We start from the raw sequence: 12,550 nt of genomic DNA, 5'->3' as shown, positions 1-12,550 counted from the left end.
TTGAATTACACAGAAGGGTTCTTAAAATCTGTTCAAAAGAAATTATCTAACGAGCGTTTTGTTGCAGGCGCACCAGAACAAGTTGTTGCTTCAGAAAAAAAGAAAGAAGCAGACGCTTTAGCTAAGATTGAAACTATTAAAGTAAGTTTGACTAGTTTGAAGTAAATCAAATATTTAATTTTATATAAAAAGAGACTGCTGTTAAAGTGGTCTCTTTTATTTACCATTCATTGATCTTATTACTATCTAGCTTCACAAAAATGAATAGTAAAATAGTAAAGCCCCAAAGGCCAGAGCCTCCATAACTAAAGAAAGGTAAAGGAATACCGACAGTTGGTATTAAGCCCATAACCATACCTGTGTTAATTGTAAAGTGTACAAATAAAATTGAAGCAACTCCATAGCCATAAACACGACTGAATTGCGACTTTTGAGATTCGGCTAAATACAAAACCCGAATAATTAGCATTACAAATAATAGGACAACTAGACTACTTCCTAAAAATCCCCATTCTTCACCAACTGTGCTAAAGATATAATCGGTGTGTTGCTCTGGTACAAATTTACCAGTGGTTCTTGTGCCTTGTAAAAAACCTTTGCCTGTCCAACCTCCCGAACTTATGGCTTGTTCTGATTGAATGAGGTTATAGGCCTCTTCCTTTTTCATGCGTTCAAGCTTGGCAGGATCTTTCTCTAGTCTTAACCAAAGGCTTATTCTGTTTTGCTGATGTGGTTTTAAAACATGCTCGTAGAATAATTTCACACCATAAGAAAAACCTACACAAACAACAAGTACAGCTAAATATTGAAGAATAGATGCACGTTTCTTTTTCCGAAGAAAATATCTTGTAACTAATACAGCTAGAGCGACTGTAGCTGTGGCTAAAATGCCAAACTTTAAGGCTAAGACAGCCAAAATGATTAATGATAAGGCTACAACTAAATAAATTTGTTGTAAACCTTCTCTATAAAATACAAAGAAAAATGCAAGATAAACAATTGTACTACCAGCATCATTTTGTAACAAAATTAGTAATGCGGGAAAAAATATAATACCAGCAACGCGCAGTTGGTCTTTTAAAGTTTGCATGTTAGTCTGTAAGTCACTAATGTATTTAGCAACAGCTAATGCCGTGGCAAATTTGGCAAATTCACTGGGTTGAATCGTCATGCTGCCAATCCCATACCAAGAGCGTGCTCCATTAACATCTTTACCAAAAACAAATAGACCGATTAATGCTAGAATAGCAACTATATATATAATGCTGGCAAACCGTTCGTAGAACTTGGCTTCAAATGAGAGAATTAGTACAATGAGGACAAGGGTTAGTCCAATAAATATCAAGTGTTTTCCAAAAGGTTGAGAGGTGTCAAAATAACTAGTAACTTCTCCAACATGAGATGCCGATAAAATATTGAGATACCCAAAACTTACAAGCAATAAAAATAAAATTATTGTAAGCCAATCGAATTTAAAACGTCTTTGGTTTTCTCTAAGCATCGATTTTATTGTTTTATGTCTTTTTGATTAGAGTTTTTGATAGCGTAATTATCAATAAGCTGAAGTGTAGTTTCTCCATTAATTTTAAAAGGTTCTCCTGAATAAGGTTTTGCGTATTCATTCTCGAGACTATGTGTAAGAATCCACTTTTCTAGATCGGTTCTTGTAATATGTCCTTTAATATATTTTTCAATCATTAAGCTTGCCATTCTACCAGCGAATCGACTTCCCCAATATCCGTTTTCAACAAAAACTGCAATAGCAATTGTCGGATTATCCTTTGGAGCAAAAGCTACAAAAATAGAATGATCCGTTAATTGTGTTTTTACACTGTCAATTTTTACGAAATTTTCTGCAGTTCCTGTCTTACCACAAATCTCAATTCCTGGTACTCTTAACGTTTCTGCTGTTCCTTTGTTGTAGACATCAAACATGCCTTGAACTACTGGTTCAAAATGTTGCTTATCAATAGTTGTGTATTTTGGAGTTGTGTATTTACTAGGTATAGTGTCTCCTTCAATTTCTTTAATAATATGTGGTGTGTAATAATAACCACGATTACCAATAGCTGCTGCCATATTTGCAAGTTGAATAGGTGTAGCCTCAACTTCACCTTGGCCTATAGCATTGGAAACAATATAAGTTGAGCCCCAACGATTATCACCATATGCTCGGTCATAATAATCTCCATCAGGTATTCTGCCTTTTGAGCCTACTGATAAATCATTATTTAAATAATTTCCTAGACCAAAGCTTTTAGCATGATTTGCCCAAATATTCATACTTTTTCCTGCATCATTATATTTATCGACAATACGACGATAGACATTCACAAAATAGGCATTACAAGATTGTGCAATACCATCATTCATCGCAACAGGACTTCTGTGATGATGACAACCTGTTAATTTTCTACTGCCATAATAATAGCCCATTCTACAGGTGAATTTGTCATTAGTCTCAACAACACCTTCTTGTAGGCCAATGAGTGCATTAATAACCTTAAAAGGTGAGCCAGGAGGATATTGCGCTTTTAGTCCTCTGTCAAATAAAGGTTTAGCTATCGTATCCCTGTATAACTTTGTAAAGTTCTTAGAGCGATCTCTTCCAACTAAGAGATTTGGATTATAGCTTGGTCCAGATACCATTGCCAATATTTCACCACTTTGAGGATCAATAGCAATAATACCACCACGTTTATGTTTCATGAGTAATTCACCATAAGCTTGTAACTCTGAATCGATGGTTAATGTAATGTCTTTACCTGGTTTAGGTAACGTATCGTAAATACCATCCTTGTATGGTCCAATATTCTTATTGAAACGGTCTTTCTGTATAAATTTAATTCCTTTTAGTCCTCTTAATGTTTTTTCATAAGTTTTTTCAACACCTTGATTTCCTATCAGGTCACCCATTTTGTAATAGGGTTGTTTTGTAATAATTCTACGATTTACTTCGCCAATATCACCTAAAACATTAGCGCCTATAGTTGTTTGATAAGACCTAAGCGATCTTTTTTGAATATAAAAGCCTTCGTATTTTTGCATTTTTTCTTGCAGAACAGCATAATCTGTTTTTGAAAGCTGAGGCACAAATGGGGAGGATAATCTCGTTGAATAATTAGTGGCTCTTTTAAGTTTTTTATGATACTCTTTTTCTGTAATATTTAAAAGAAGACAAAACTCTTTCAGCTTGAGAGAGTCCATGGACACAACTTCTCTCGGAATAACCATCATATCATATGATGGCTGATTAGCTACTAATAACTTTCCGTTTCTGTCATAGACATAGCCACGTTTTGGATAGTTATATTCTGGCTTAATTGCACTATCTTCAAAAATAGTGTAAGCAGAATTATTGTAAACCTGTAGATAAAATAAACGCGCAATAAAAACGAGACCAACCAGAATAACAGTCGTTAGTAGTAGCAGTTTTCTCATTTCTTATTTCGGCTAAACAAAATTATAATTAATACACTAAGAATAATAGTGGAAATACTTGAAAATAACGTCTTCTTTAGTATTAAAAGTATGTTGGATATGTTAAAAATTTCGAGAGAAAATAATATAAAATGATGAAGAATTGTGCCAAAAGTAATATAGGTGATTAGACGTCCTACTTCAGTATTACTAAACTTAATACTGTGATGTTCATATAACATTCCAAACGACGTTTTAAGCAGAATAGGTCTTGCATAAGCTAAGCAAAGTGCAGCAGCTGCATGTACTCCTCCCGAATCTGAAAACATGTCTACAAGCATACCTAATAAAAAACTTATTAATAGCAAGGCTAATCTGTTCTCTCTAATGGGAAACAAAAAGATAAAAATGATATATATGTAAGGATTAATATAGCCAAGGAAATTAATATGATTACATACAACAACTTGAACTAGAAGTAATACTATAAACCTAACGATATGTGTAACGGCAACATTATTCATTTGTACTATTCTCTAGCATTTTAATTTCTGCTCTATCTCGATTTTCTAGGATATAAACTGTACCAACATTAGTCATGTCATTGAATAATTTCACTTGTATAGTGTATGTATCTCCACCTATATCTGTTTCAAAACTTTCAATTACTCCTATGTTAATTCCTTTTGGGAAAATAACAGATTGTCCACCTGTAATAATGGTATCACCAACTTTTACAGGAGCAAACTTTGAAACATCATCCAATTGTGCAAAATGAGGCGAATCTCCATTCCATTTTAATGAACCCATATGATCGGTCGATTTTAACATTGCATTAATGCTACTTTTCTTGTTTAAAATAGAAAGTACGGTCGAATAATTGTTAGAAGTATTATTTATGATTCCGAGAATACCTTTAGAGGTAATTACTCCGAAATCTTCCTTAATACTATCATTTTTGCCCTTATTTATTGTAAGATAATTGTTGGTAAGTGAATAACTGTTTTTATAAACCTGTGCGGTGCTAATTCTATATTTTCCTTTTGAATAGCTAGTGTCAACATAAGAAGAATCTTTGGTTGAAATCGAATTTAGTAACTGTTCTCTTAAGAATTTGTTTTCTTCTGCAAGAATAGCATTTTCATCCTTTAAATTAAAATACTGACCTGCAGAGTTGAATGTGCCATAAATGCCACCTGTTAATCCGTTTGCAGAGTTTATGAATTTGCTTCTGTGATACGAATGCGATTGAATGGTTAAAGCTAAGGCTATACTAAAAAGCAATAAAAACAACAGAAAGGTTTTGTTCTTTATAACAAAATTGAAAATTTGTTGCATTATTTATCGCTTATTTAATCAATACGCTTTTATATTTAGGTAAGTTTTTAAGTACAATTCCTGTACCTCTAACTACAGCTCTTAAAGGATCTTCAGCGATATAAACAGGTAAATCTGTTTTCTGAGATAAACGCTTGTCAAGACCTCTTAACATCGATCCACCTCCTGCTAAATAAATACCTGTATTATAAATATCTGCCGCTAATTCTGGTGGAGTTTGAGATAATGTCTCCATAACTGAATCTTCAATACGCAAAATAGACTTATCTAAAGCTTTAGCAATTTCTCTGAATGAAATTTGAACTTGCTTTGGTTTTCCTGTTAGTAAATCACGACCTTGAACACTCATATCATCTGGTGGCAATTCTAAATCTTCAGTAGCTGCACCAATTTGGATTTTAATTTTTTCAGCTGTTCTATCACCAACATATAAGTTATGTTGTGTTCTCATGTAATATATAATATCGTTTGTAAATACATCACCTGCAACTTTTACAGATTTGTCGCAAACAATACCTCCAAGGGCAATCACTGCTATTTCAGTGGTTCCACCTCCTATATCAACAATCATGTTTCCTTTTGGTTGCATAATATCTACACCAATACCAATAGCTGCTGCCATAGGCTCGTGTATTAAATACACTTCTTTTCCATTAACACGTTCACAAGATTCTTTTACTGCTCGCATTTCAACCTCAGTAATACCAGAAGGAATACAAACTACCATACGTAATGAAGGATTGAAAAATTTCTTCTTCAATGCAGGAATGTTCTTTATAAACAAACTTATCATTTGTTCAGATGCATCAAAATCTGCAATCACTCCGTCTTTTAGAGGACGAATGGTTTTAATGTTTTCGTGTGTTTTTCCTTGCATCATGTTGGCTTCTTTACCAACTGCTATGATTTTACCACTTATGCGGTCTCTGGCTACTATAGAAGGATTATCAACTACAACTTTGTCGTTATGTATGATTAATGTGTTTGCTGTTCCTAAATCAATGGCTATTTCTTCCGTTAGGAAATCAAAAAATCCCATGTGCTACTATTAATTATTTGGGTTATGCTAGTCTACTTTATATGACTATCTGTAAAAGTAATAAAATATACGTTATTTCTACAGTTATGGACGTTCTTTGATTAAATATTTTTTAATGTTTAAAATGGCGAGTACCTGTAAAGACCATTGATACATTATTTTCGTTACAATAATTAATGCTTAATTCATCTTTTATTGAACCACCTGGCTGAATCACGGCAGTAATACCTGCGTTATCTGCAATCTCTACACAATCAGGGAATGGGAAAAAGGCATCACTTGCCATAACTGCTCCTTTTAAATCAAAATTGAAAGACTTTGCTTTATGAATTGCCTGGTTTAAGGCATCAACGCGACTAGTTTGTCCTGTTCCACTAGCACAAAGTTGTTTGTTTTTTGCTAAAACAATGGTGTTAGATTTTGTGTGTTTACAAATTTTTGAAGCGAATATTAAATCATCTAGTTCATTTGAGGTAGCAGTACTATTCGTTACAGGTTTTAAACCTTCAAGTGTATCCGTAATCGTGTTTCTGTCTTGAACTAAAACACCATTTAAACAACTTCTGACGTTAGTTTTAGGCATTTCAATATCTTTCAAAATTAATAGGATTCTATTCTTTTTGCCTTTTAAAATATCTAAAGCTTCTGAAGAAAAAGAAGGTGCAATCACCACTTCGCAAAATAATTTATGAATTTCTTCAGCTGTAGCCACATCAATTTCAGAATTACTAATTAAAACACCTCCAAAAGCAGAAACCGGATCTCCTGCTAATGCATCTACATACGCATGGTGTAATGTGTCACGTTGTGCTAAACCACAAGCATTATTGTGTTTTAAAACGGCAAACGTTGGTGAGTCGTTTTTAAACTCTAACATCAAATTTACAGCTGCATCAACATCTAAAAGGTTATTGTAGCTTAATTCTTTACCATGAAGTTTTGTGAAAATGTCATCAAAATCACCAAAGAAAAAACCTTTCTGATGTGGGTTTTCTCCATAACGTAATACTTTGCCATTGGTTTCAGAAACTTTTAAAGAAGCTATTTCATGGTTCTTGTTGAAATAATTAAAAATTGCAGAATCGTAGTGAGAAGATACATTGAATGCTTTTGCAGCAAAACGTTTTCTGTCGTCATCAGACGTTTCTCCATTTTTAGCTTCAAGTAATTCTAGAAAATCAGAATAATCTTCTACAGAAGATACACAAGTCACATCTGTATAATTTTTAGCTGCAGCCCTAATTAATGAAATTCCTCCAATGTCAATTTTTTCGATAATATCCTGATTGCTTGCTCTTGAAGCTACTGTTTTTTCAAAAGGATAAAGGTCAACAATCACTAAATCGATTTGTGGAATTTCGAATTCTGCTAATTCAGCAACATCACCATCATGATTCTGACGATTTAATATGCCTCCAAATACTTTTGGATGTAAAGTCTTTACACGTCCACCAAGAATTGAAGGATAAGACGTAACGTCTTCTACAGGTACCACTTCGATTCCTAAATCTTTAATAAACTTTTCTGTTCCACCTGTTGAATAGATAGTAACGTTAAGATCGTTTAATTTTTTTACGATTGGTGCTAATCCATCCTTACTAAAAACAGAAATTAGTGCTGATGAAATGGTTTTGTTGCTCATAATGTTGTGTTGTGATTTTGATGGCGCAAAAATACGGATATTCAATAGTAAAATCTTGATGATAAAACCAGTTTCTTTAAGTTTTTTGTAACAATGAATTGTTGAAAACGTCTTATCTTTAAATCGCGATAAAATAATCCAATCATGCTTGTCTATTTAAGAGTGTTTAAAGAGAGTTTTTCATTTGCATTAAATGCACTTAGAAATAATAAATTACGAACTTTTTTATCACTCTTAGGTGTTACTGTTGGTATTTTTTCGATTATAGCAGTTTTGGCTGCAGTTGATTCTTTAGACCGAAATATTAAAGAAAACTTAGCAGGTCTTGATAAAAACACAATCTATTTAACCAAATTTTCATTTGGTCCAACAGATGTGCCACGTTGGAAGCGTGATAATTTTCCACAAACAGAGTATGATGATTTTGAGTTTATAAGACGAAATGTGCCAAACATTGAAGCTTCTGCTTATGTTATTTTTGGTGGGAATGAAACGATTAGATATCAAGCTGAAACTGTGAGTGGTGTTACAGTAACTCCAGTATCTAATGAAATTTATACTATTGAAGATTTTAAAGTTGAAAAGGGGAGGTTTTATTCAGAATTAGAATCTGAAACTGGTGCTCCTGTGATTGTTATAGGTGCCAATTTAGCTGAAAACCTTTTTGATAACCTTAATCCAATCGGGAAACAAATCCGTGTTTATGGTAGAAAATTGGCAGTTATTGGAGTACTAAAAAAAGTAGGTGCTGGTCTTGGTGACTCTCCAGATGATAGAGCTTATGTACCAGCTAATTTTGTGCGTCGTTTTCGAAATGGAGGAGTTAATGGTTTACCAGGAGCTGTTATTATTAAGCCAAAGGCTGGCGTTGATATTGGAGCTTTTGAACAAGTATTGAAGCAAAAATTTAGAGCTCATCGTGGGTTAAAAGCAGGTGAAGATGATGACTTTTTTGTAAATAAATTAGCAGGATTAGTCACATTTATTGATGCAATTATCTCTGTATTAAATACCATAGGTTGGATAATCAGTGGCTTTTCTCTATTAGTTGGTGGTTTTGGTATTGCAAATATTATGTTTGTTAGTGTTAAAGAACGAACGAATTTAATTGGGATTCAAAAATCATTAGGAGCGAAAAATAGATTTATCTTATTTCAATTTTTATTTGAAGCGATTATTCTTGCAGTTGTTGGAGGTTTAGTTGGCTTATTCTTGGTGTGGATTATAGCTATGATAATGTCTAATTTCACAGGCGATTTCGAATTTGTATTATCCTTTGGTAATATGTTCTTAGGGTTTATGCTATCTACTCTAATTGGCTTAATATCTGGTGTGATTCCAGCAATTTCGGCTTCAAGATTAGATCCTGTAGAAGCTATTAGAACTGGGATGTAATACAATTTTTAATCACACTATGCTCAGTAACTATAACTGAAAATAAAGAAGTATAACTTCTCCTATAATTTAACTTTTCGGAATCTTTAAAGTGGTATCTTTAAACTCAAGATTCAGAATAGTTTATGCTCTTATATTTACGTTTATTTAAAGAAAGTTTCTCATTCGCAGTAAATGCGCTTCGTAACAATAAGCTAAGAACATTTCTGTCGCTTTTGGGTGTAACTGTTGGGATATTTTCTATCATAGCTGTATTAGCTGCAGTAGATTCCTTAGACAAAACTATTACGTCTCAACTTAGTGCTTTAGATAGTAATACTATGTATTTAGCAAACATGTCTTTTGGGCCGACAGATGTTCCTCGTTGGAAACGTGAGCAATTTGATGAGGTTACATTCAATGAATACAGAAGTCTAAAGACGTCCTTAACTGGAGCAGAGCATGTGGCTTTTCAGATATTCGTACGACGCGAAAATATTAGATATGAATCTGAATTGGTCAGCAGTGTTAATACTGTCGTAGTGTCAAATGAATTCACTGATATTCAAGTTTTAGAGTTTGAAAAAGGGCGTTTTTATAACGAGTCTGAATCTAATTCTGGTAAAGCTGTTGTTGTTATTGGTTCAGAAATCGCAAAATCTTTATTTGGGGAGTTTGAACCTATTGGTAAGAAGGTTCGTTTGTATGGTCAAAAATTCACAGTTATTGGTGTAGTAAAAAAAGAAGGTTCGGGTATGTTTGGCGATAGTAATGATATTTCAATTTTTCTTCCAGCGAATTTTTTCAGAAATAAATATGGACAAAACAATCCAAATTTTAAAAATATTGTAATTATTAAACCCCAAAAAGATGCAGATATAGAAGGTTTAAAGTCTGAAGTTATTCAAACTATGAGAGGAAGGCGTGGTTTAAAACCAGATGAAATCAATACCTTTTTTATTAGTGTTATTTCAGGACTACAAGACGCTATTGATAGTATTATAAGTAGTATGAATGCTATCGGTTGGATTATTAGTGGCTTCTCACTTTTGGTTGGAGGTTTTGGTATTGCTAACATTATGTTTGTGAGTGTCAAAGAACGCACCAATCTTATTGGAATTCAGAAGTCCTTAGGTGCTAAGAATAAGTTTATTTTATTTCAATTTTTATTTGAAGCTGTTATTTTAGCTATTGTTGGCGGAATTGTTGGTTTGTTTTTAGTTTGGATAGGAACTGCCATTGGCAGCAGAATGACAGAAGATTTTGAATTTGTGCTTTCTATTGAAAATATGGCTCTAGGTCTATTAATTTCTTCGTTTATAGGTTTGATTTCGGGAGTTATTCCAGCATTAACTGCTTCTCGATTAGATCCTGTGGAGGCGATTAGAACTGGAATGTAATTTTATTACTTAACTTATGAGTTTGGCTACCTCTTTACAAACAAACTCCAAAAAGCGTTCATCAGCTTCGATAAAAGGGTCAGGAGTTTTAGAATCAATATCTATTTGCCCAATGTTTTCTCCATTAACAAAAATTGGGATGACGATTTCTGCCTTAACACTGATGCTGCAAGCAATATAATTGTCTTGAGCCGCAACATCTTGTACCACAAAATTCTGATTGCTTATAGCAACTTGTCCACATATACCTTTTCCAAATGGAATTATAGTATGATTTGTAGGCTCTCCAACATAAGGGCCTAATTTTAGTTCGTCCTTATCTCCGTTTTTAAAATAAAACCCAACCCAATCGTAATGGTCAATATTGGCTTCAAGGGTTTCGCAAATCTTTAGTAAACGTTGGTCAACAGTCAGCTTGTTTTGTGCAACGATTAGTTTAACTTTTTGTTTTAATTCTTCTAAGGACATTGTTTAAAAACTTTTAGTAAAAGTATTTTAAAATGTTCTATTTTAAAATACTGTTTTTATAAATTTAACATCTAACTCATTTAAATTTTATTTGAAAGCACTTTTAGTTAAATACAAATTAGTTATTCGTTTTATAGTCATCTTTTTGGCTGTGTATGGTGTTCTTACTATTGGCTATAATTTGTATTTAAATTTATCAGATGGTTCTAAATTTTATCCAGATTATTTGACCAACTTAGTTGCAAAACAATCTAATTCCTTACTAAATGGAATAGGTTATGAGGCAAATACTGTAGCACATGCTAATGAACCATCAATGAAAATCATTATTAACGGAAAGTTTGTGGCAAGAGTTATTGAAGGTTGCAACGCGATAAGTATTATTATTCTGTTTTTGTCTTTTGTTATTGCTTTTGCAGATAAATTTAAAATGACCTTAATATACTGTTTTGCCGGAAGTATTATTATCTATGCTTTTAATTTAATTCGGATAGTGATTTTGTCTGTAGGTTTATATCATTACCCTTGGAGACGAGAAGTATTACACACCGTTATTTTTCCTATGCTCATATACGGAACTGTTTTTTTATTATGGATGGTATGGGTAAATCGTTTTTCTAAAAATAAAAAGACGAGTGAATAAAACTTCAAAATACATATGGTTATTGGTCTTGTTTTTAGGTCTTGTATTAATAAGAGCTTTTGAAGGTGTTTTGTTTTACGATCCGTATCTCACATTTTTTGAGAATGACTATCTATATATAGATAACCCTCGACGCGAAGTTGCTAAATTGGTTTTATTTACCAGCTTGCGATTTTTGTTGAATACACTTTTGTCACTAGGTATATTATTTGTGATATTTAAAGATAAGAGTATTATTAAATTTTCATCAATTGTATTTGGCTTGGCATACGTTTTATTACTTATTCCATTTTTATATTTTGTTATTAACCCTAAACAAGAAGATTATTATTTATTTTTTAATGTGAGACGCTTTTTAATTCAGCCTATTGGTTTAATTCTGTTGTTACCAGCGTTCTATTATTATAAACTTAATCGTTAAGAGTTTTATAAATCAACACGCACTCTTTTAAATATTTTGTAACTTTGCGCTGTGAAATTTTCATGCATACATAAAGCGTTTTCAGTTACTTTATCATTTTTGGTGTTGTTTTCGACATTATCATTAACGATAGAGAAACATTTCTGTGGAGGTGTGTTGATTGATGTTGCTGTATTTACGGAGACTGAAAAGTGTGCAGATGATCTTGCTGAAACTGACAGTGTTAATATTACAAAAAAAACCTGTTGTAAGGACGAAATAGATGTTATTGAAGGCCTTAATCAATTAACAACAAACTCGTTTGAAGACTTAAATGATATACAAAAGCAAGTACTTGTTGCTTATACGTATTCTTATGTTAATAGTTTAGAAGGTTTGCCTAATCTGGTTATTCCTCACAAAAATTATATGCCTCCAATACTCATCAAAGACATACTGCTCTTGGATGAAACTTACCTTATTTGATTTAGATATAACTTTTTTTTGAAACATTAAAGATGTGCATTTTATGCACTATTCAGTTATACCTACAATCAAAAACATGAAAAAATACATTATAATAAATATTATGCTATAGTCGCTAGCACTATCTGCGCAAGAACAATTAAAAGGCGTAGTTTTAGAAACAAGTAGTTCTAAAGAAATGCCATTACCTGGAGCAAACGTCTATTGGCTAAATTCCTCAGTAGGCACTATTACCAATGATGATGGAACATTTTTAATTCCATTTAATAATAAAGTATTTGTGCCTTTTATTGTCGAGATAATTGTCTCAATTGATTCAATCGGAATGTATTCAGGATCT

13 protein-coding genes and 1 pseudogene are annotated in these 12,550 nt (G+C 32.7%); 7 read left to right on the top strand and 7 right to left on the bottom strand.

The features are described 5' to 3' along the window. The coding region (locus QZZ53_RS14800; RefSeq protein ID WP_296386095.1) for a hypothetical protein at positions 1 to 165 on the top strand (165 nt) is incomplete at its 5' end. A 55-nt stretch (positions 166 to 220) separates the two neighbouring features. On the opposite strand, the gene rodA is transcribed toward QZZ53_RS14800, so the two are convergent. The 6 genes from rodA to purH all read right to left on the bottom strand — a co-directional run bounded on the left by rodA (position 221) and on the right by purH (position 7,439). After that, a complete protein-coding gene (rodA, locus tag QZZ53_RS14795) occupies positions 221 to 1,501 on the bottom strand; it encodes a rod shape-determining protein RodA (protein ID WP_296386093.1) in 1,281 nt (426 codons plus the stop codon). A 5-nt stretch (positions 1,502 to 1,506) separates the two neighbouring features. Beyond that, positions 1,507 to 3,441, bottom strand: a complete 1,935-nt coding sequence (locus QZZ53_RS14790; protein ID WP_296386091.1) for a penicillin-binding transpeptidase domain-containing protein — start codon at positions 3,439 to 3,441, stop codon at positions 1,507 to 1,509. Further along, a complete protein-coding gene (gene mreD / locus QZZ53_RS14785) occupies positions 3,438 to 3,944 on the bottom strand; it encodes a rod shape-determining protein MreD (RefSeq protein WP_296386089.1) in 507 nt (168 codons plus the stop codon). The genes QZZ53_RS14790 and mreD overlap by 4 nt, the downstream gene beginning before the upstream one ends. Beyond that, on the bottom strand, positions 3,937 to 4,758 hold the full coding sequence (gene mreC / locus QZZ53_RS14780) for a rod shape-determining protein MreC (RefSeq protein WP_296386087.1): 822 nt from the start codon (positions 4,756 to 4,758) through the stop codon (positions 3,937 to 3,939). Before mreC ends, mreD begins: the two co-directional genes overlap by 8 nt. A gap of 10 nt (positions 4,759 to 4,768) precedes the next feature. Further along, positions 4,769 to 5,797 carry a rod shape-determining protein gene (locus tag QZZ53_RS14775; protein ID WP_296386085.1) on the bottom strand — a complete coding sequence of 343 codons (1,029 nt, stop codon included), beginning with the start codon at positions 5,795 to 5,797 and terminating at the stop codon, positions 4,769 to 4,771. 112 nt (positions 5,798 to 5,909) lie between these two features. Further along, a complete protein-coding gene (gene purH, locus QZZ53_RS14770; RefSeq protein WP_296386083.1) occupies positions 5,910 to 7,439 on the bottom strand; it encodes a bifunctional phosphoribosylaminoimidazolecarboxamide formyltransferase/IMP cyclohydrolase in 1,530 nt (509 codons plus the stop codon). Positions 7,440 to 7,583: 144 nt separating this feature from the next. Between purH and QZZ53_RS14765 the strand changes: the two genes are divergently transcribed. Continuing rightward, positions 7,584 to 8,834 carry an ABC transporter permease gene (locus QZZ53_RS14765; protein WP_296386081.1) on the top strand — a complete coding sequence of 417 codons (1,251 nt, stop codon included), beginning with the start codon at positions 7,584 to 7,586 and terminating at the stop codon, positions 8,832 to 8,834. A gap of 125 nt (positions 8,835 to 8,959) precedes the next feature. Further along, positions 8,960 to 10,213, top strand: coding sequence for an ABC transporter permease (locus tag QZZ53_RS14760; protein WP_296386080.1), 1,254 nt, complete (start codon positions 8,960 to 8,962; stop codon positions 10,211 to 10,213). A 9-nt stretch (positions 10,214 to 10,222) separates the two neighbouring features. Here the strand turns inward: QZZ53_RS14760 and QZZ53_RS14755 are convergent, their stop codons facing one another. After that, the gene (locus tag QZZ53_RS14755; protein ID WP_296386078.1) at positions 10,223 to 10,681 is read right to left on the bottom strand and encodes a GAF domain-containing protein; all 459 of its coding nucleotides are present in this window, start codon (positions 10,679 to 10,681) and stop codon (positions 10,223 to 10,225) included. A 91-nt stretch (positions 10,682 to 10,772) separates the two neighbouring features. Between QZZ53_RS14755 and xrtF the strand changes: the two genes are divergently transcribed. The 4 genes and pseudogenes from xrtF to QZZ53_RS14735 all read left to right on the top strand — a co-directional run. Next, positions 10,773 to 11,324, top strand: a complete 552-nt coding sequence (gene xrtF / locus QZZ53_RS14750; protein WP_296386077.1) for an exosortase family protein XrtF — start codon at positions 10,773 to 10,775, stop codon at positions 11,322 to 11,324. Next, entirely contained in the window at positions 11,317 to 11,745 is a 429-nt protein-coding gene (locus QZZ53_RS14745; RefSeq protein ID WP_296386075.1) for an exosortase F system-associated protein, read from the top strand. Before xrtF ends, QZZ53_RS14745 begins: the two co-directional genes overlap by 8 nt. A 51-nt stretch (positions 11,746 to 11,796) precedes the next feature. Next, positions 11,797 to 12,210, top strand: a complete 414-nt coding sequence (locus QZZ53_RS14740) for a hypothetical protein (protein ID WP_296386073.1) — start codon at positions 11,797 to 11,799, stop codon at positions 12,208 to 12,210. Positions 12,211 to 12,364: 154 nt separating this feature from the next. Next, positions 12,365 to 12,550, top strand: a pseudogene (locus tag QZZ53_RS14735) (hypothetical protein); the annotation flags it as partial.

It is taken from the genome of Winogradskyella sp., assembly GCF_016744625.1.
Lineage (GTDB): Bacteria > Bacteroidota > Bacteroidia > Flavobacteriales > Flavobacteriaceae > Winogradskyella.
This window is presented reverse-complemented; position numbering and strand designations above follow the sequence as displayed.

Bases quoted from the DNA above. Each gene is read 5' to 3' on its own strand.
- QZZ53_RS14755 (WP_296386078.1), bottom strand. From the start codon at position 10,681: ATGTCCTTAGAAGAATTAAAACAAAAAGTTAAACTAATCGTTGCACAA.
- QZZ53_RS14760 (WP_296386080.1), top strand. From the start codon at position 8,960: ATGCTCTTATATTTACGTTTATTTAAAGAAAGTTTCTCATTCGCAGTA.
- QZZ53_RS14790 (WP_296386091.1), bottom strand. From the start codon at position 3,441: ATGAGAAAACTGCTACTACTAACGACTGTTATTCTGGTTGGTCTCGTT.
- mreC (WP_296386087.1), bottom strand. From the start codon at position 4,758: ATGCAACAAATTTTCAATTTTGTTATAAAGAACAAAACCTTTCTGTTG.
- QZZ53_RS14775 (WP_296386085.1), bottom strand. From the start codon at position 5,797: ATGGGATTTTTTGATTTCCTAACGGAAGAAATAGCCATTGATTTAGGA.
- QZZ53_RS14765 (WP_296386081.1), top strand. From the start codon at position 7,584: ATGCTTGTCTATTTAAGAGTGTTTAAAGAGAGTTTTTCATTTGCATTA.
- purH (WP_296386083.1), bottom strand. From the start codon at position 7,439: ATGAGCAACAAAACCATTTCATCAGCACTAATTTCTGTTTTTAGTAAG.
- rodA (WP_296386093.1), bottom strand. From the start codon at position 1,501: ATGCTTAGAGAAAACCAAAGACGTTTTAAATTCGATTGGCTTACAATA.
- mreD (WP_296386089.1), bottom strand. From the start codon at position 3,944: ATGAATAATGTTGCCGTTACACATATCGTTAGGTTTATAGTATTACTT.